The organism is Streptomyces sp. NPDC055189, assembly GCF_053606765.1.
This window is the reverse complement of sequence record NZ_JBSGSG010000053.1, coordinates 48,717-66,228: the sequence shown is the minus strand read 5'-3', so window position 1 is coordinate 66,228 and position 17,512 is coordinate 48,717. Positions and strand designations below refer to the sequence as shown.

Here is a 17,512-nt window from a genome sequence, read left to right as displayed (position 1 = left end):
CCGGGGCCCTTCTCTCTGTGCGATGACTGCGGGTGCGTCGTGGCTTGTCGCGCAGTTCCCCGCGCCCCTTACGGGGCGCCCCTTATCGGGCTACGCCGGCTGTTCCGTCGGGTCGGATTCCATTTCCTCTGCTGCTTCCTCCGCCGCGCGCTGACCGGGGATCTCCGCGTCGATGCGGGTGGCCATGCGGATGCGGCGTTCGTCGGCCTTGGCCGAGAGCGCGAGGGCGGCCTCGTTGAAGCGGGCCAGGGACGGCGGGTCCGAGGGGCCCAGGAGGTGCTCCTTGAGAGCCGCGCGGGCCTCGGCGTGCGTGTCGAGACCGGGGGAGCGGACGGCCTCCAGGAGGTCCGGGACGCCCTCGGCGGTCGGGGAGAGGATCGCCGCCGCGCTCACCGTCGGGAAGCCCGCGCGGAAGTCCGCCTCGGACATGCCGGAGGTGTTGGCGACCGCGTACGGCTTCTCGCTCGTCAGCCAGTCGGAGACGACCGAGGAGACATCGCTGATCAGCAGGTCGGCCTGGTTGAAGCAGGAGAAGATCGCCGGGCGCGCGGTGGTGATGATCTGGTGCTCCCACTCGGGGAACGACGCCCAGTACGCCGCCTCCCACGCGGCCGTCGCCTCGGCGACAGCCACCTGCTGGTCGCCGTCGGGCGTGCCCTGGAGCATCATCCGCTCCATCTCGTCCACGCTCTTGCGGAACGCGGTCGAGGTCAGCTTGTCCAGATCGGCGGTGCGGCGCGCCAGTTCGGCCAGGGCGTCCTGGCCGGGGCGCTCGCCGGAACGCTTGACGGCGGCCTCGCGGATCATGGCCTTGATGCGCTCGTTGGCGGCGCCCGCGCGCGGGTCCTGCGAGCCGGTCATCGGGTGCGGCTTGTAGACGAGCCGCACGCCGGGGTCGGCGAGCAGGTGCCGGACGATGTTCTCGCCCGCGAGGGTGACCGACGTGTTGCCGGGGTTGCCGTCCCAGCCCTCCCAGGTGGGGGCGTACAGGACGGTCGTGAACGGGCCCGTGGGCGCGCCCGTCGACCGCAGGATCGGGGACAGCTGGGGGCGGCCGACCTCGACCACGTCCTTGTCCTCGACGCCGACGTCGGCGGCCTGGTAGCGGTCGCGCGCGGCGGGTCCCGCCACCCAGACCTCGTCGTACGCCTTCGCGTACGGGTTGCAGGAGGACAGCTTGTCGCTCTCGCCGTGGTTGATGAAGGCGTGCTTGATCGTGGGGATGCGCAGGACCTGCGAGGTCTTCGCGGCGTTCGCCGGGTGCAGCATCATCTTCAGCGTCGAGGTCTCCAGGGAGAACATCGTCGCGACCTTCGGGAAGCAGATGATCGGGACGTCCGTCGCGTCGATCTTCTGCACCATGAAGCGCTCACGCAGCACGATCAGCGGGTTGCCGTCGAGCTTGGAGAGCGTGGAGAGCCACATGTTCGCCTGGTACGCGGACGTGGCGCCGCCCGAGAAGTACATGGCGACGGACGGCTGGTAGTCGGCCAGCCAGTTGTCCAGCCACTCCATGACCTTCTCGTCGTTCTTCGCACGCTTCTTGGGGAGCAGCCACGTGGCGAGGTAGATCGCGCCGAGGCCCATCAGGGCGATGGAGATCCCGAGGCCGATGCCGCCCCAGTACGCGTCCGTGGTGCCCGCGGTGGCCAGCAGGCCGGCCGTGGCCGGGATCGAGAACGTCAGCAGGCGGTGGGCCTGGCGGCGCGAGAGGATCCGCGGCGGGGCCGCCGTCAGGTGCAGGTCGGACGCGTCGATGTTGCGCGTGACGATGGGCAGCTGGCGGGAGCGGCGCACCAGTATGGCGGTGGCCTGGCAGCCGAAGTGCAGGAAGTAGTAGGCGAGCAGCGAGATGGTCAGCGGCGACTGCTCGGCCAGCGGCTCGATGCCGTCGATGCGCAGCAGGCCGACCAGGATCAGCATGTCGCGCAGGAGCTGCCTGACGGTGACATCGAAGCGGATCTTGCCAAGGAGGGAGAGGAGCCCCGGCTGCTTGTACTGCAGATAGACGTCGAGCGCGAGGTTCGCCGCAGACGCGGCGATGAACACCGGTACATACGGGACCAGCGCGCTGACGAGCTGGGCCGTGAAGAGCGCGAACATCGCGAACAGCGCTGACAGCTGCACGATGCGGCGGGGGGCGAGTCCGGCAGAGGGCACGGGCTTGGGCTCCTGGCGGGGGATTGGATGGGGGGAATGCTCAAACGTCGGGGAAGTCGACCACTGACCGTATGACGTGCGGTGGCCCCGTAGCAATCTTCCGTGACGACAATCACCGGATAAAGGGGCAAAGGTACTGAACCATCGGGCGGTTTTTCCCCTCGGGGGCGTCTGCGGTCCGCCCCTCGAAATACGTGGGCACCCCACCCGGGCACTGGCGTAGATTGGCTGGTCCGGCAGGGAATGGGATCTTCGGGATCATTGGGGAAGCGCGTGGCTGGGGCAAGGAAGGGCATCGCAGAGGCCCACAGGATCGTAGTCAAGGTCGGGTCCTCGTCCCTGACCACCGCGTCGGGAGGTCTGGACGCCGACCGCGTTGACGCCCTCGTTGACGTGCTCGCCAAGAGCCGCAGCGGCGGCGAACGCGAGGTCGTGCTCGTCTCGTCCGGCGCCATCGCCGCGGGGCTCTCGCCGCTGGGCCTGCGCAGGCGCCCCAAGGACCTCGCGAGGCAGCAGGCGGCCGCCAGCGTCGGCCAGGGCCTTCTCGTGGCCCGCTACACCGCTTCCTTCGCGCGTTACGGCGTACGCGTGGGGCAGGTCCTCCTCACCTCCGACGACATGGCCCGCCGCGCCCACCACCGCAACGCGTCGCGCACCCTCGACCAGCTCCTGGCGATGGGCGCGCTGCCCGTCGTGAACGAGAACGACACCGTGGCGACGGACGAGATCCGCTTCGGCGACAACGACCGGCTCGCCGCCCTCGTCGCCCATCTGATCCGCGCCGACCTCCTGGTCCTGCTCTCGGACGTGGACGGCCTCTACGACGGCGATCCGTCGAAGCCCGGCACCGCCCGGATCTCCGAGGTGACGGGCCCCGCCGACATAGCGCACGTCCAGATCGGCAGCGCGGGCAAGGCGGGGGTGGGCACCGGCGGCATGGTCACCAAGGTCGAGGCCGCGCGGATCGCGGCGTCCGCCGGGATCCCGGTCGTCCTGACCTCCGCGAGCCAGGCCGCCGACGCCCTCGCGGGCCGCGACACGGGGACGTACTTCCACCGCACGGGCCGCCGCACCGCCGACCGGCTCCTGTGGCTGCAGTACGCCTCCGAGCCGCAGGGCGCGCTCACGCTCGACGACGGGGCGGTGCGGGCGGTCGTCGAGGGGCGGAAATCGCTGCTCCCGGCCGGGATCGCGGCGGTCGAGGGCGACTTCGTCGCGGGGGACCCGGTCGAGCTGCGGGACACCGCGGGGCGTGCCGTGGCGCGCGGCCTGGTGAACTTCGACGCCAAGGAGCTGCCGCAGCTCCTGGGCCGTTCCACGCGGGATCTCGCGAAGGAGCTCGGACCGGCGTACGAGCGGGAAGTGGTGCACCGCGACGACCTGGCCCTGCTGCACGGCTGAGCCGCTCGCAGTCGCCGCGGCCGCGGATCTGTTCTCCTGGGGGCCACAGCGGCCCCGGCGGCCCCCGGCCGAAAACAGGCGCGAACGCCGTGCCCCGACCGGCCCCTGCGAGGTGAAACTCCCCAAAACGGCCCCGCGGGGGCGCTTGGCCTGCTCAACTTTGTTCCAGACACTTCCGTACGACCATTGCGTATCCGCACCACCATTGCGTAGAGGAGGACGTCGTGAGACGAGTGCGTCCGGGAGCGTCGTCCCGCGCGCCGGCCGAGCGGTCCCTGACCAGCGTCGCCGCGGGGGCGACGTACACCGGTGACACGCAAGCGGCGGGCGAGACGGACGAGAGCCGGCAGGTCGAGACCGTGGACATGCCCCGTCTCTGGCACGTCACCCTGAGCGTCTCGGGGACCAAGGCCCCGCTGCAGGAGGTCAGGCGCGGCCTCGAACAGCTCGCCCACGACCACCCCTTTCTGCTGACCAGCAGATACGCGCCCGACCATGCGGAGATCCGGTACTGGGAAGAGGCCCGTGACCTGCACGACGCCGCCGCTGTCGCGCTCCGGCTGTGGGGCGAGCACCGGCAGAGCGCGCAGCTCCCGCCGTGGGAGATCGTGGGGCTCGAAGTCATCGACCGTGACACGTACCACCAGCGGATCGCGGAGGGGTACGGCCCGCTTCCGGCGACCCCTGTGGGCGTGCACCCTTTTTGAGCCGTCGTGAGAGCAGTGGTCTCGGCTGCTGAAACGGCGGGTGGACCGAGCCCGGCCCGCATTACGCTGCGTGCATGACGTCCCTCCCTCCTCTGTTCTCGGGCTTGCCGTACGACAACCTCTCGCCCGTCGCCCAGGCCGCCTACCGCGCCCGCGGTGCCGCCGCGACGCTCGCGCCGCTGCCGCGCGCCGCGAAGGACGATGCGCTCCTGGCGATCGCCGACGCCCTCGAGGTGCGCACCGCCGAGATCGTCGAGGCCAACGGCAAGGACACCGCCCGCGCCCGTGAGGCCGGGACCAGTGAGTCCATCGTGGACCGTCTGACGCTCACCCCCGAGCGGGTCCGCGCCATCGCCGCCGACGTGCGCGACGTGGCCGCCCTGCCCGACCCCGTCGGCGAGGTCGTCCGCGGCTCGACCCTGCCCAACGGCATCGACCTGCGCCAGGTCCGCGTCCCGCTCGGCGTCGTCGGGATCATCTACGAAGCCCGCCCGAACGTCACCGTGGACGCCGCCGCCCTCTGCCTGAAGTCCGGCAACGCGGTGCTCCTGCGGGGCTCGTCGTCGGCGTACGAATCGAACACGGCGCTCGTCCGGGTCCTTCGCGACGCCGTCCACGGAGCCGGCCTGCCCGCCGACGCCGTCCAGCTCGTGCCGGGCGAGAACCGTGACTCCGTGCGCGAGCTGATGCGCGCCCGCGGTCTCGTCGACGTCCTCATCCCGCGTGGCGGCGCCTCGCTGATCAAGACCGTCGTCGAGGAGTCCACCGTCCCGGTCATCGAGACCGGCACCGGCAACTGCCACGTCTACGTCGACGCCGAGGCCGACATCGACATGGCCGTCGGCATCCTCATCAACTCCAAGGCCCAGCGCCCCAGCGTCTGCAACGCCGCCGAGACGCTCCTGGTGCACGCGGACATCGCCGACGTCTTCCTGCCGCGCGCCCTGGACGCCCTCGCCGAGGCCGGGGTCACGGTGCACGCCGACGAGCGCGTCATCGCCTATGCGGACGGTTCCAAGGCCACCGTCGTCCCCGCGACCACCGAGGACTGGGAGACCGAGTACCTCTCGTACGACATCGCGGCCGGCATCGTCGACTCCCTGGAGCAGGCCGTCGAGCACATCCGCCTGTGGACCTCCGGGCACACCGAGGCGATCGTCACCACCTCGCAGCAGGCCGCGCGCCGCTTCACCCAGCTCGTGGACTCCACCACCGTCGCCGTGAACGCCTCCACGCGCTTCACGGACGGCAGCCAGTTCGGCTTCGGCGCCGAGATCGGCATCTCCACGCAGAAGCTGCACGCGCGGGGCCCGATGGGGCTTCCAGAACTGACGTCGACGAAGTACATCGTCACCGGCGACGGTCACACCCGCTGAATTCCCGCACGCCCCCAATTCCCGTACCGTCTGCCCAGATTGCCCCTTCCGGGGCTACGCTGGAAGGGTGCCGGAGGACGTGGGGGGCACGCCGTCGTTCCCTGACGGCTGGGAGCCCGACGACGACCGCGACCACGGGGGTGCGGACGAAGAGTTCGCCTCCGTGGTCTTCGACGAGGACTTCGTCCAGTCCGCCAAGGTTCATGAACCCACCGCCGTGGAGCGGCTGTTGGCTGCCGCCCAGGCGCGCGCCGAGGCCTCCGAGGCCGAGAACCGCCGGGCCCGCACCCGGGGCTCCGGCCGTGAATCGCCGGAGGACGACCTCTACGACGAAGGCTTCGGCCCCGACGACGGCGGCGACTTCGGCCACGACCCCGACCTCGACGACGTGTACGAACGGGAGTTCGCCGAGGACGGCTACGGCCGCCGGGGTCGCTACGGCGGCCACAACCGCTGGCACCGCCCCGTCGCCTGGATGCTCGCTCTCCTGATGGGCATCGGCATGGTCGCGCTCGCCTTCACCGCGGTCTACCGCGGCGCCTCGACGGGCCGCCAGGACCCGATCCCGCCGCCCGTGTCCACGGAGCCGTCCGCCTCCGCGGAGTACGGCCCGCCACCGGTGTCCGCGTCGCCGCGCGTCCCGTGAGAAGTCGTCGGAAGAAGTTGTCAGAACTTGTCGTGTACCAGGGCGTTTACCCGACGGCGCGGAGACCTACCCTGAAGGTATGGGCGGGCCAGGAGAACCACCTGAGGGGACACCCGAGGGCGCTCCCGCGGGCGGTGAGGACGAGTACCGATCCGTCGTCTTCGACGAGTCGTTCATCCGTGCCGCGCGGCTCCAGGAGTACTCCGCACAGGAGCGCATGAGTGATCACACGCATGCGGTGCGGCGCCTTCCCGCGCGCCACCGGCACCTCTCCAAACAGGCCGTGATCCTCGTCCTGCTGATCGCCGTCGCCTTCGGCACCGCGATCTACATGGGCGTACGCCATCCGTACCAGACCCCGCCCGAAACGCGCCCCGAGCCCTTGCGGATGACGGTCATACCGCTCGCCCCGCCGGGGGCCGTGCCCGGCGCCGAGAAGCCGGCCGACCTGTTCGCGCACAGCCCGGCCGCGCAGTTCCGGGTGGGCGCTTCGGGCATCAACCTCCCCTCCGCGCGGCGCACTTCGCACTTCTCGGACGGCCAGGTGATGACCGCCCTGACCACCGCCAAGGACTATCTGGTCGAGTCCTCGCTCGACCCGGACGTCCTCACCGGCGGCGCCGTGCGCTCCGCCCGGATCCTGCTCGACCCGCGCCAGCTCGACCAGTTCGACGACAGCTTCGCGCACCCGGCGGCGGACGGGCGGCACGCCCCCACCGGCTGGCTGGTGCGTTTCGACCCGACGAAGACGGCCCTGGCCACACCCGGCATCCGGGTCCACGGCACGCTGCACGCCACCGAGACGGACAAGAACACCCTCGAGGTGACCACGGACCACACCTTCGTCTACGCGCTCCGTCCGGCCGGCAAGGACGAGCACGCCAGGGCCTCGCTGTTCACCGTCCGCCGCGAGCTGCAGTTCCGCTTCGACCGCGACGACCTGCGGATGCGCCAGGCCGAGCTGCTCGTGTCGTACATGCAGGCGGGCCCGCTCGCCTGCTCCGCCGACGCCGTCAGCCGGCTGCGGCCGCTGCTCGCGGGACAGAAGGCGAAGGCGGGCGGTCCCGCGGGCACCGACCCGTACGCGACGGGCAACGCCACCTCGCTGTGCGGCTCGCTCTCACGGACCGCCCAGCCTTCGCTCTGAGGCTTTCTCCGGGTTACTTGCCCTCGTCGGTAGGGCCGCCGGCCTGGTCGCCGCCCTGCCGGCCGTTCTGTCCCGTGAACTTCCCGCGCAGCTTGCCGCCCAGGTCGCCCGCGCCGCCCGCGATGTCGTTGACCAGCTTCATCAGCGGGTCCTTGCTGGTGCGCATGTCGTCCGCGTAGCTGGAGGCCGACTGGCGGAAGGAGTCCGACACCGAGGTGTCCCTGTCCTCGTCGCGGCGGGGGTAGTGGCCGTCCATGATCCGCTGGTAGTCGCGGGTCTCGGCCCACTTCTTCAGCTCGGCGGCGCGCACGGTGGTGAAGGGGTGCGTACGCGGCAGGACGTTCATGATCTTCAGGACCGAGTCGCGCAGGTCGCCCCCGGCCTCGTACTCCTCGGCCTGCTCCAGGAACGCGTCCACGTTCATCTCGTGCAGGTGATTGCCGCCCGCGATCTTCATCAGGCCGCGCATCGACGCCTTGAGGTCCTGGCCCACCAGGAGCCCGGCGCGGTCCGCCGAGAGCTCGGACTTGCGGAACCACTCGCGCAGGGCGGTCACGATGGCCATGATCGCCAGGTTGCCGAGCGGGATCCAGGCCACCTTGAGGGCGAGGTTGGTGAGGAAGAGCAATATCGTGCGGTACACCGAGTGGCCGGAGAGCGCGTGGCCCACCTCGTGGCCGACGACCGCCCGCATCTCCTCCTCGTCGAGCAGCTCGACGAGCCCCGTGGTCACCACGATGATCGGCTCGTCGAGACCGATGCACATCGCGTTCGGGTTCGGGTCCATGTTCACGTACATCGGCGGGACCTTCTCCAGGTCCAGGATGTAACAGGCGTCCCGCAGCATGGTGTTCAGATGCGAGAACTGCGCGTCGGACACCCGAACGGAGTCCGAGAGGAACAGGAGGCGCAGGCTCCGCTCGGGGAGCAGTCCGCTGAGCGCCTTGAAGACCGTGTCGAAGCCGCTCAGCTTGCGCAGGGCCACCAGGGCGGAACGATCCGCCGGGTGCTCGTAAGCCCGTGACGAGATGCCGGGAAAGCGCCTGCGCTGCCTGCTCGGCACGTTCTCGTGGCCGCCGTTCTGCTCCTGGCCACCGTCGTACCGGCCGTGGTCGTTGTCGTCGGTCATGCCCCATCCCCCATGCTCGTCCAGTCATGCCCCCGAGGTGGGTCCCAGCCTAGGCGGAGATACCGTGACAGGGCAGCACAGCGAATGGAGTCGCCCCTCATGGCCGTCATGGAGCACAGCGCCGCAGCCCACCACTGGGTCACGGAGGCGGCCGGCCTGGCCGCCAAGGAGCAGGGGGCGGGCAATCTGCTCCGCGTCGTGCTGATCGTCATGGTCGTCGGCTGCGTGCTGGTCGCGTGGTTCCTGCTGCGGGGCTACCGCCAGGGGGCGGACGCCGACCGTTCCGCCGATGGTGCCGAGACCGGTGAAAGCCGTCCCGGCGCGAGCGGCGGGGACGACCGCGCGGACCAGAACGGCTGAGTCGGCGTGAGCTCTGCCGGTGCCCCCGCATACGATGGCCCGGAAGTCTTTGTCCCGCCCACCTCCGGATAGGTCCTGCCGACGATGAGCCTCCACAGCACCGCCTCCCAGCTGGTCACTCTCGCCTCCGAGGGCGGCGAGCACGGTGGCAACCACGAAAGCCTCAGTCCTCTCCTCACCGGTGGTGGCGCGTTCGTCGTGCTCATGCTGCTTCTGTGGCTCACCACGCGCTTCAACCGGGACCGCTGAGTCCGTCCACCGAACGGACGCTGAAACAGAGCCCGTCCACCGGGCCGGTAGGGTCTGCACGCATGGGAGAGCAGGACATGCCTACCGGTCCCGGTACCGGCCCGGCCAGCAAGGGCAAACGCCGCCTGGGCGTCATGGGCGGAACGTTTGACCCGATCCACCACGGACACCTGGTGGCGGCCCAGGAGGTCGCCGCGCAGTTCCACCTCGACGAGGTGGTGTTCGTGCCGACCGGGCAGCCGTGGCAGAAGAGCGACAAGACGGTGTCCCCGGCCGAGGACCGCTATCTGATGACGGTCATCGCGACGGCCGAGAACCCGCAGTTCTCGGTGAGCCGCATCGACATCGACCGCGGCGGCCCGACCTACACGACGGACACGCTGCGCGATCTGCGCACGCTCAACCCCGACACGGACCTCTTCTTCATCACGGGCGCCGACGCCCTCGGCCAGATCCTCACCTGGCGCTACACCGATGAACTGTTCTCCCTTGCGCACTTCATCGGGGTCACCCGGCCCGGCCACACGCTGACCGACCCGGGGCTTCCCGAAGGCGGCGTCTCCCTCGTGGAGGTCCCCGCCCTCGCCATCTCGTCCACGGACTGCCGTGCGCGGGTCGCCAAGGGGGATCCCGTCTGGTACCTGGTGCCGGACGGTGTGGTGCGTTATATCGACAAGCGCGAGCTGTACCGCGGCGATTGAGCCGAGAGGGGCACCGGTGAACGACCGACAGTACGACCCGTATGCGGGCGGCGACCCGTACGCGGGCGAGTACGCGGCTGATCAGTACCAGGTCGTCGGGTACGACGAGTACGGCCAGCCGGTGTACCAGCAGGTGCAGCCCTCGGCTTCGTACGACCAGTACGGGGCGCAGGCCCAGCAGCAGCAACCGCAGTCGCCACAGCACCAGCAGCAACAGCCGCAGGGTTACGGATACGACCCGTACGCGACCGGGCAGCAGCCTCCTGTCCCGCCGTACGACTCCTCGTACGACTCGGCCTCTTACGGCTCGACTCCGTACGACTCCGGTTCGTACGGGACGTACGACCAGCAGCAGGGCCAGCACCAGCAGGGTCAGCACCAGGGCCAGCAGCAGGCCGCCGCCCAGCAGACGCAGACCGGCTGGATCCCGCAGCAGTCGCGGCAGCCGGAACCGGAACCCGAGCGCGAGCCGGAGCCCGGGCCCCGGAACCAGCAGGAGCGCGAGCGCGATCCCGCCTACGAGACCCAGCAGTTCTCCTTCATCGAGGAGCCGGACGAAGAGTCCGAAGACGTCATCGACTGGCTGAAGTTCACCGAGAGCCGCACCGAGCGGCGCGAGGAGGCCAAGCGGCGCGGGCGTTCCAGGGTGGTCGCCCTCGTCGTCGTGCTCGCGCTCGTGATCGCGGGCGGCGTCGGCTACCTCTGGTACGCGGGCAAGCTGCCCGGCCTCTCGGACGACGCGTCCGGCGACGGAGCCGCGGCGGCGGGCCCGCAGAACCGCGACGTGATCGTCGTCCACCTGCACAACACCAAGGGCGGCGGCACCTCCACGGCGCTCCTGGTGAACAACACCACGGCCAAGCGCGGCACCACCGTCCTGCTGCCCAACTCCCTCTCCGTGACGAACGACGAGGGCGCGGGGACCACGCTCGGCAAGTCCGTCGACGACGACGGTTCGACCGGCACCCGCGAATCGATCGACAGCCTGCTCGGCACGCAGGTCGAGGGCACCTGGCGGCTCGACACCCCGTACCTGAACAACCTCGTCGAGCTGGTCGGCAACATCGACGTCGACACGGACGCGAACGTGCCGGACCCCAAGGCCAAGAAGGGGCAGGCGCCGCTCGTGAAGAAGGGCGAGCAGCAGACGCTCAGCGGCCCGATGGCCGTCGCGTACGCCACCTACCGCGCGTCCGGCGAGTCCGAGACGGCGCAGCTGGACCGGTTCGGGCAGGTCATGCAGGGCGTCCTGCGCAAGCTCTCGTCCGACCCGCAGGCCGCGACGACCACCGTCCAGTCCCTCGCCCAGATCCTGGACCCCTCGCTCAAGGAGCAGGACCTCGGCGCCTTCCTCGCCAAGCTCGCCGACCGCGCCAAGGGCGGCGACTACGCCACCCAGCTGCTCCCGGTGCAGCAGGACGGGACGCTCTCGGAGAAGACCGGCGCGAGCGTCGTCAAGAACGTCCTGGGCGGCGCGGTCAAGAACCCGGACAAGGGCGCGGCCGTACGGGTCGGCGTCAAGAACGCCTCGGGGACCAAGGGCGCCGGGCAGGAGGCGCGGATCTCGCTCGTCAACGGCGGCTACACCTTCGTCGACAGCGGCGCGGGTACGTCGGCCCAGGCCGCGTCGCAGGTCACCTACGCCGACGCGGACAAGAAGAAGCAGGCCGTCGAGGTCGCCAAGACCCTCGACCTGCCGGACAGCGCGGTCCGCAAGGGCAAGACCGCACCGAACGCGGACGTCTCGGTCGTCCTCGGGCAGGACTACAAGACGGGATGAGCCGCAGACCCCCGGCCGGGCGCTTCCGCGCGGCCGGGGGCTCTGGGCCGGGGGCTTCCCGGCCGGGGTGACGCAGCAGACAGGGCCATCGGGCGATCGTCGGGAGTGCTGTCGGCGGTCCGTGAGACCCTTGGTGTGTCTTGACCACCTGAAGGAAGCTCAACTGTGACCGCCACGGACCGCTCCATCGAGCTCATCAAGGTCGCCGCTCAGTCGGCCGCCGACAAGCTCGCGCACGACATCATCGCGTACGACGTCAGCGACGTGCTGTCGATCACGGACGCCTTCCTGCTCGCCTCCGCGCCCAACGACCGCCAGGTCAAGTCGATCGTCGACGAGATCGAGGAGCGGCTCAGCAAGGACCTCGGCGTCAAGCCGGTGCGCCGCGAGGGCGACCGCGAAGCCCGCTGGGTCCTCCTGGACTACGTGGACATCGTGGTGCACGTCCAGCACAGCGAGGAGCGTGTTTTCTACGCTCTTGAGCGCCTCTGGAAGGACTGCCCCGAGATCGACCTCCCTGCGGACGCCGTCGCGACCCGCGGCAAGGCCGCCGAGCACGCCGAGCAGCGCGCCGCGGAGGAGGCAGCCGACCTGGACGGTGAGCTTCGGTGACCAGCCGCGGCTGCCGGATCATCCTGTGGCGGCACGGCCAGACGTCCTGGAACCTGGAGCGCCGCTTCCAGGGCTCCACGGACATCGAGCTGACCGACACCGGCGTCTCGCAGGCCAGGCGCGCCGCCCGGCTGCTCGCCTCGCTGAAGCCGGACGCCATCGTCGCGTCCGACCTCAAGCGGGCGGCGGCCACCGCGGGTGAGCTCGCCGCCCTCACCGGCCTGGACGTCACGTACGAACAGGGCCTCCAGGAGACGTACGCCGGTGAGTGGCAGGGCCTGACGCACGACGAGATCATCACGCGCTTCGGCGACCAGTACACCGCGTGGAAGCGCGGCGAATCGGTGCGCCGCGGCGGCGGCGAGCTCGAGACCGAGGTCGCCGACCGGGCGGCGCCGATCGTGCTCCGCCATGCCGAGAAGCTGCCGGAGAACGGCACGCTCGTGGTGGTCAGCCACGGCGGCACGATCCGCACCACCATCGGCCGTCTCCTCGGCCTGGAGTCCCACCACTGGGAGGGCCTCGGCGGGCTCTCCAACTGCTGCTGGTCCGTGCTCGGCCAGGGCGCGCGGGGCTGGCGCCTGCTCGAGCACAACGCCGGCACGCTGCCGGAGCCGGTGCTCGGCGACGACGATTAGCCCTGCACCGGGCGGGTGCGGGAGCGAGTGCCGGACCGGGTGACAGAGCCGCTGGTCGGAGGGCCCGGGAGGGCCCGTCACCCGGATTTCACATTCCGGCCCGGCGCAGGCTAAAGTTCTTCTTGTTCGCCCGCCGAGCGGGACAGAACACGGGGCTATAGCTCAGTTGGTAGAGCGCCTGCATGGCATGCAGGAGGTCAGGAGTTCAATTCTCCTTAGCTCCACATTCAGGATCCCGTCCTCATCAGAGGGCGGGATTCTTCCGTTTCCGGCGGCCTGAGCGCGCGAAGCTCGGCCGCCCGCCCGCGGCTCTCCTCGTCGTCCGGTGTGTACGCGACGATCCGGCACTCCGGCATGCCGTTGATGGACAGCGAGACCGAGGTCATCCGCAGCTCACCGACCGCCTCGTGCCGGAACGTCTTCACACGCGGTCCGGGCGGCGCCACGTCCCCGCTCTCCCACAGCTCGGCGAAGTGCGCGCTCGAGGCCGACAGGCGGCGTATGAAGTCCTCCCAGGCGGGCTCGCCCACGTGCCGGCCGTACGAACTGCGCAGCGTCGCCACCATCACCGGCAGCTCCTCGTCGCGGAAGACCAGCGGACAGACGGGGTCGGGCGCTATGAACAGCGTCCACAGCACGTTCGGCGTCCCGAAGGCCTCCAGCTGGGGGACGAAGAAGAGATCGCGATAGGCGGGGTTGGTGGCGAGGATGTCGTACCGCGCGTTGTAGACCACGGCCGGATGCGGGTCGAGGGCGTCGATGATGCCCTGGATCTCCGGTCCGACGGCCGCGGGGGACGCGGTCCTGCGGACGGGCTCGTAGGGAACCTCGGCCAGGTGGTACAGATGCTCGCGCTCGGCCCTGTCGAGGCGCAGCGTGCGTGCCACGGCGTCCAGGACCTGCGCGGAGGCGTTGATCGGGCGGCCCTGCTCCAACCACGTGTACCAGGTGACGCCGACTCCGGAGAGCTGCGCGACCTCCTCGCGGCGCAGGCCGGGTGTGCGGCGGCGCAGGCCGGGCGGCATGCCCACGTCCGCCGGTGTCACCCTGGCCCTGCGGCCCCGCAGGAAGGCGGCGAGCTCCGGCCTCCGCCGCTGAGCCGTCGTCCCCGTCCGCGTCGCATCCGCCGTCCGCGTCGCATCGCTCATCCGCGTCGCATCCCCCATCACCGTCACGTCCCCCATCGTCGGTCCATGGCTCCGGCTTTGCCAGGTGCTGCCAGTACCAGCATCGGCGGGCTCTCGTTACCCGTACCAACTCGCCGTCACGCTCGGCCTCATGACAACGACCACCCCGTCCACCGCTACGGATCCCACTGGTTCAGGTCCCGCATTCAGTAAAGCCCCCGGCACTGACAATCGCCCGGGGCGGCTGCTCGCGGTCGTCGTCGCGGCGCAGTTCATGGCGCTGCTCGACACCTTCATCGTCAACGTCGCCGCGCCCACCATCCGCAGCGAACTGGGCGCTTCGGGCGCCGGGTTGCAGCTGGTGATCGCCGGTTACACCATCACGTACGCCGTGCTCCTGATCACCGGCGCGCGGCTCGGCGACCGGCTCGGCCATCGTCGCCTCTATCTCGTCGGCCTCACGGTCTTCACCGTCGCCTCGCTCGCCTGCGGACTCAGCCGCGGCACCGGCGAGTTGATCGCCTTCCGGCTCCTTCAGGGCACCGGCTCCGCGCTGCTCATCCCACAGGTGCTCAGCCTGATCCAGCGCAACTTCACCGGCGAGGCGCGGACGAGGGCGCTCGGTGCGTACGCGGCCGTGCTCGCCGTCGGGGCCGCCGCGGGGCAGGTGCTCGGCGGAATCCTGGTCAGCGCGGACCTGTTCGGCACGGGATGGCGGCCGGTGTTCCTGGTGAACGTGCCGGTCGGCGTGGTCCTGCTGATCATGGCAGGGCGGGTGCTGCCGCGTGACGCCTCCCGGAAGCCGGGGGAGTCCGGGAAACCGGGGCGGCGGGCGCGTGGGCTCGATCTGCCGGGGCTCGTGCTGCTGGGTGCGGCCGTCGCGCTGCTCACCGTGCCGCTGGTGCTCGGCCAGCAGGAGGGCTGGCCGCTGTGGTCCTGGCTCTCGCTGGGCTCGGCAGCGGTGCTCTTCGCGCTCTTCTGCCGCTACGAGTCCCGGCTCGCCCGCAGGGGCGGCGCGCCGCTGATCGCACCGCGGGTCCTGCGCATCCCCGGCATGGGCCTGGCGGTCTTCCGGATCACCGCGGTGATGGCGGTCAACGCGGGCTTCATGTTCGTGCTCACGCTGCACGTCCAGGGCGGCCTCGGCTACAGCGCGCTGCGTGCCGGTCTGACCTTCGGGCCGACCGCCGTGGTCTTCGGCGCGGTCGGGCTCACCTGGCGGCGCTGGCCGGCGGCGGCCCAACGGGCACTGATCCCCGGCGGGTTCGCGCTCACCGCGGTGTCGGCGGTCGCGGTGGGTCTCGTGCTGCGGGACGGCGGGGAGGGCGGACTGTGGCTGTACGCGGCCTTCGTGGGCATCGGTGCGGGGCTCTCCCTCGGGTTCAGCCCGACGCTCACCCGGGCGCTCTCCACGGTGCGGTCCGAGGACGCCGCGGACGCCAGCGGCCTCCTTTCGACGGTCGCTCAGCTCGGCCAGTTGATCGGCGTCGCGTGTTTTGGCGCACTTTTCCTCAACCGGCTTGAGTCACAGGGGGCTCCGGGGGCGTATTCATCCGCGGACGCGCTTCTGGTGTGTGCATATGCCCTGGCCGGGGCCGCCGCGCTGGGTGCCGTGTCCGGACTGGTACGACTGCGTCGCTGACCGGGTCGCTCGGGCCATGGCAGAATCGGACAGCCGGAAGGGGACCGCACCAGACCACCGAATGTGACCCGACGGGAGGGAGAGCGATGCCTGCGAGCATCCTCGATGAGGCCGCCGGCCCCATCGAAGTGGCCGCGCCACGTCGCGCTGCCGCTCCCTCCGCGGCGATCGCACCCCATCTCACCTGTCCGTCCTGCGGTTCGTCCCATGTCGCCCAAGTGCTCGGCGACAACGGCGGTGTCTCGTACGTGTGCACGGCCTGCGGCCGCAGCTGGAGCTGATCGATGGGTGCACACAGGCGGAAGTGCGACTGGTGCGGCAGTGGTACGCCCATCGTCCGCGACATGGAACCGGTCAACCCGGACTACCAGTACTGGTGCGAGGAGTGCGCGCGGGCGCTGATCATAAAGGGCGACCCCATCGAGACGTACCGCGAGCTCGAGGGGGAGCCGATCTATGGCCGGCTGCTCGACGAGCACTGCACGCTCAAGCGCTTCTACTCCTTCGCCACGGCTTGATCCCCGGGTGGGTCCGGCGTCCGATCTCCTGCAGCAGGAACGCGAAAGCGGTCCCTACGTAGAGGGCGGACAGTGTCATCTCGCCAAAGTTCTGGTCGAGTTCAAGCCGCCCCTCGCCATGGGGAACCCACCACAGGGCGTATGAACAGAAGACGAGCACCACGGCGCCGGTGGCCGTCCACCGTGCCCGGCCATCCCGGCGCAATGCCGCCGTCCACAGGAGCAGCGCCATCGGCACGCACCACACCCAGTGGTGCGACCACGACACCGGGCTGACCAGGAGAGCGGTCGCCGCGCAGGCCACCGCGGCCCGTGCATGCTCCCCGCGCAGCGCCGCGCGCACCGCCGCCGTGAGCCCGAGCACGCCGGCCGCCGCGGCGGCCGCCACCCACAGGGCGCCGGGGTCGTCGGTGTGCAGGAGCCGCGCGAGGACCCCGCGCAGCGACTGGTTTGCGGTGTCCTCGGCGAGCCCGACCCGGCCCGCCTCGAAGACCATCCGGGTCCAGAAGCGCCGGGAGTCGTAGGGGAGGACCGCGGCAGCGAGCAGCGTCACACCGGCGAACGAGGCGGCAGCCACGCACGCGCGGCGGACGGGCGGGCGCCACTGCCCGCGCCGCACGGCCTCGGCGGCACCGGTGAGCAGCAGGAAAACCGCGAAGAGGGCAGGCGTGAGCTTGATCGCCGCCGCGATGCCGATGCCCAGGCCCGCCCAGCGGTGGTCCGGTCGCCGTGACAGGTCCCACAGGACCAGGACGGCGAGCAGCAGATTGATCTGGCCGTACCGCAGGGTCGTCCACACCGGCTCCGCCCAGACGGCGAGCGCGGACACCCACAGAGCGGCCTCCACGCGCGCGTGCCCGGTGCTCGTGGCGGGTCCGGTGCCGCCGGCCGGCCCGATGAGCCGGAAGGCGAGGTGGACGAACGCCACCAGGAGGAGCAGATTCCCGAGCGTCGCCAGCGTGCGCATGTCCGCCGTCTCCAGGAGCGTCAGCGGGGTGAACAGCAGGGCCGCGAACGGTGGGTAGGTGGTGGGCAGATGGGCCTCGGTGGTGCGCAGTGCGTAAAGGTCGCCGCCCGCGCGCACGGTCTCGCCCTCGGCCCGGTAGACCATCAGATCGATCATGGAGACGTCCGCGGCGCGCTGCGCGAGCCAGAAGGCCGTGAAGGAGAGCAGGCATGCCCCGGCGGCGAAGGGCACACGGTGGCGGGCGCCGACAAGCGCGATCACGGTCACGAAGGCTGACAGTACCGGCCGTATCCGTACAGACCGGAAACGATTTGGTAGAGCACGGGGAGGACCGTGTAATGTTTACGAAGTC

18 protein-coding genes and 1 tRNA gene are annotated in these 17,512 nt (G+C 70.6%); 15 read left to right on the top strand and 4 right to left on the bottom strand.

Annotation, left to right across the window (positions count from 1 at the left end; translation table 11 throughout):
* Positions 1 to 90: 90 nt before the first annotated feature.
* On the bottom strand, positions 91 to 2,160 hold the full coding sequence (locus ACWFR3_RS30155; protein ID WP_453737807.1) for a hypothetical protein: 2,070 nt from the start codon (positions 2,158 to 2,160) through the stop codon (positions 91 to 93).
* A gap of 243 nt (positions 2,161 to 2,403) precedes the next feature.
* Here ACWFR3_RS30155 and proB point away from each other — a divergent pair, with 243 nt between their 5' ends.
* From proB to ACWFR3_RS30130, 5 genes are all read left to right on the top strand, one after another.
* Entirely contained in the window at positions 2,404 to 3,561 is a 1,158-nt protein-coding gene (gene proB / locus ACWFR3_RS30150; RefSeq protein WP_453737806.1) for a glutamate 5-kinase, read from the top strand.
* Between the two features lie 224 nt (positions 3,562 to 3,785).
* Positions 3,786 to 4,268: a hypothetical protein gene (locus tag ACWFR3_RS30145; protein WP_453737805.1), complete on the top strand. Its 483-nt coding sequence runs from the start codon at positions 3,786 to 3,788 to the stop codon at positions 4,266 to 4,268.
* Positions 4,269 to 4,342: 74 nt separating this feature from the next.
* Positions 4,343 to 5,644 carry a glutamate-5-semialdehyde dehydrogenase gene (locus tag ACWFR3_RS30140; protein WP_453737804.1) on the top strand — a complete coding sequence of 434 codons (1,302 nt, stop codon included), beginning with the start codon at positions 4,343 to 4,345 and terminating at the stop codon, positions 5,642 to 5,644.
* A 67-nt stretch (positions 5,645 to 5,711) separates the two neighbouring features.
* Positions 5,712 to 6,290 carry an SCO2584 family spore wall biosynthesis protein gene (locus ACWFR3_RS30135; protein WP_453737803.1) on the top strand — a complete coding sequence of 193 codons (579 nt, stop codon included), beginning with the start codon at positions 5,712 to 5,714 and terminating at the stop codon, positions 6,288 to 6,290.
* A gap of 79 nt (positions 6,291 to 6,369) precedes the next feature.
* A complete protein-coding gene (locus ACWFR3_RS30130; RefSeq protein ID WP_453737802.1) occupies positions 6,370 to 7,437 on the top strand; it encodes an SCO2583 family membrane protein in 1,068 nt (355 codons plus the stop codon).
* A 13-nt stretch (positions 7,438 to 7,450) separates the two neighbouring features.
* Here ACWFR3_RS30130 and ACWFR3_RS30125 read toward each other — a convergent pair whose 3' ends face one another.
* Complete coding sequence (locus tag ACWFR3_RS30125) at positions 7,451 to 8,566, bottom strand: M48 family metallopeptidase (protein WP_453737801.1); 1,116 nt, start codon at positions 8,564 to 8,566, stop codon at positions 7,451 to 7,453.
* A 99-nt stretch (positions 8,567 to 8,665) separates the two neighbouring features.
* Here ACWFR3_RS30125 and ACWFR3_RS30120 point away from each other — a divergent pair, with 99 nt between their 5' ends.
* The 7 genes from ACWFR3_RS30120 (at position 8,666) to ACWFR3_RS30090 (ending at position 13,130) form a co-directional block, all read left to right on the top strand.
* A complete protein-coding gene (locus ACWFR3_RS30120; protein WP_453737812.1) occupies positions 8,666 to 8,926 on the top strand; it encodes a hypothetical protein in 261 nt (86 codons plus the stop codon).
* A gap of 84 nt (positions 8,927 to 9,010) precedes the next feature.
* Entirely contained in the window at positions 9,011 to 9,175 is a 165-nt protein-coding gene (locus ACWFR3_RS30115; RefSeq protein ID WP_190080466.1) for a hypothetical protein, read from the top strand.
* Between the two features lie 62 nt (positions 9,176 to 9,237).
* On the top strand, positions 9,238 to 9,876 hold the full coding sequence (nadD, locus tag ACWFR3_RS30110) for a nicotinate-nucleotide adenylyltransferase (RefSeq protein ID WP_361189070.1): 639 nt from the start codon (positions 9,238 to 9,240) through the stop codon (positions 9,874 to 9,876).
* Between the two features lie 16 nt (positions 9,877 to 9,892).
* Complete coding sequence (locus ACWFR3_RS30105) at positions 9,893 to 11,656, top strand: LCP family protein (RefSeq protein WP_453737800.1); 1,764 nt, start codon at positions 9,893 to 9,895, stop codon at positions 11,654 to 11,656.
* A gap of 165 nt (positions 11,657 to 11,821) precedes the next feature.
* Positions 11,822 to 12,268 (top strand): ribosome silencing factor, encoded by a 447-nt coding sequence (rsfS, locus tag ACWFR3_RS30100; protein WP_453737799.1) that lies wholly within the window; start codon positions 11,822 to 11,824, stop codon positions 12,266 to 12,268.
* Entirely contained in the window at positions 12,265 to 12,906 is a 642-nt protein-coding gene (locus tag ACWFR3_RS30095) for a histidine phosphatase family protein (RefSeq protein WP_453737798.1), read from the top strand. Before rsfS ends, ACWFR3_RS30095 begins: the two co-directional genes overlap by 4 nt.
* A 151-nt stretch (positions 12,907 to 13,057) precedes the next feature.
* Positions 13,058 to 13,130, top strand: a tRNA-Ala gene (locus tag ACWFR3_RS30090).
* Between the two features lie 3 nt (positions 13,131 to 13,133).
* Here ACWFR3_RS30090 and ACWFR3_RS30085 read toward each other — a convergent pair.
* The gene (locus tag ACWFR3_RS30085; protein ID WP_453737797.1) at positions 13,134 to 14,054 is read right to left on the bottom strand and encodes a helix-turn-helix transcriptional regulator; all 921 of its coding nucleotides are present in this window, start codon (positions 14,052 to 14,054) and stop codon (positions 13,134 to 13,136) included.
* Between the two features lie 130 nt (positions 14,055 to 14,184).
* Between ACWFR3_RS30085 and ACWFR3_RS30080 the strand changes: the two genes are divergently transcribed.
* The 3 genes from ACWFR3_RS30080 to ACWFR3_RS30070 all read left to right on the top strand — a co-directional run bounded on the left by ACWFR3_RS30080 (position 14,185) and on the right by ACWFR3_RS30070 (position 16,193).
* Positions 14,185 to 15,675 (top strand): MFS transporter, encoded by a 1,491-nt coding sequence (locus tag ACWFR3_RS30080; RefSeq protein WP_453737796.1) that lies wholly within the window; start codon positions 14,185 to 14,187, stop codon positions 15,673 to 15,675.
* An 86-nt stretch (positions 15,676 to 15,761) separates the two neighbouring features.
* The gene (locus ACWFR3_RS30075) at positions 15,762 to 15,956 is read left to right on the top strand and encodes a hypothetical protein (RefSeq protein ID WP_453737795.1); all 195 of its coding nucleotides are present in this window, start codon (positions 15,762 to 15,764) and stop codon (positions 15,954 to 15,956) included.
* Between the two features lie 3 nt (positions 15,957 to 15,959).
* On the top strand, positions 15,960 to 16,193 hold the full coding sequence (locus ACWFR3_RS30070) for a hypothetical protein (protein WP_016643127.1): 234 nt from the start codon (positions 15,960 to 15,962) through the stop codon (positions 16,191 to 16,193).
* On the opposite strand, the gene ACWFR3_RS30065 is transcribed toward ACWFR3_RS30070, so the two are convergent.
* A complete protein-coding gene (locus ACWFR3_RS30065) occupies positions 16,162 to 17,427 on the bottom strand; it encodes a glycosyltransferase 87 family protein (protein ID WP_453737794.1) in 1,266 nt (421 codons plus the stop codon). The two genes, ACWFR3_RS30070 and ACWFR3_RS30065, sit on opposite strands and share 32 nt — an antisense overlap.
* Positions 17,428 to 17,512: the final 85 nt, after the last annotated feature.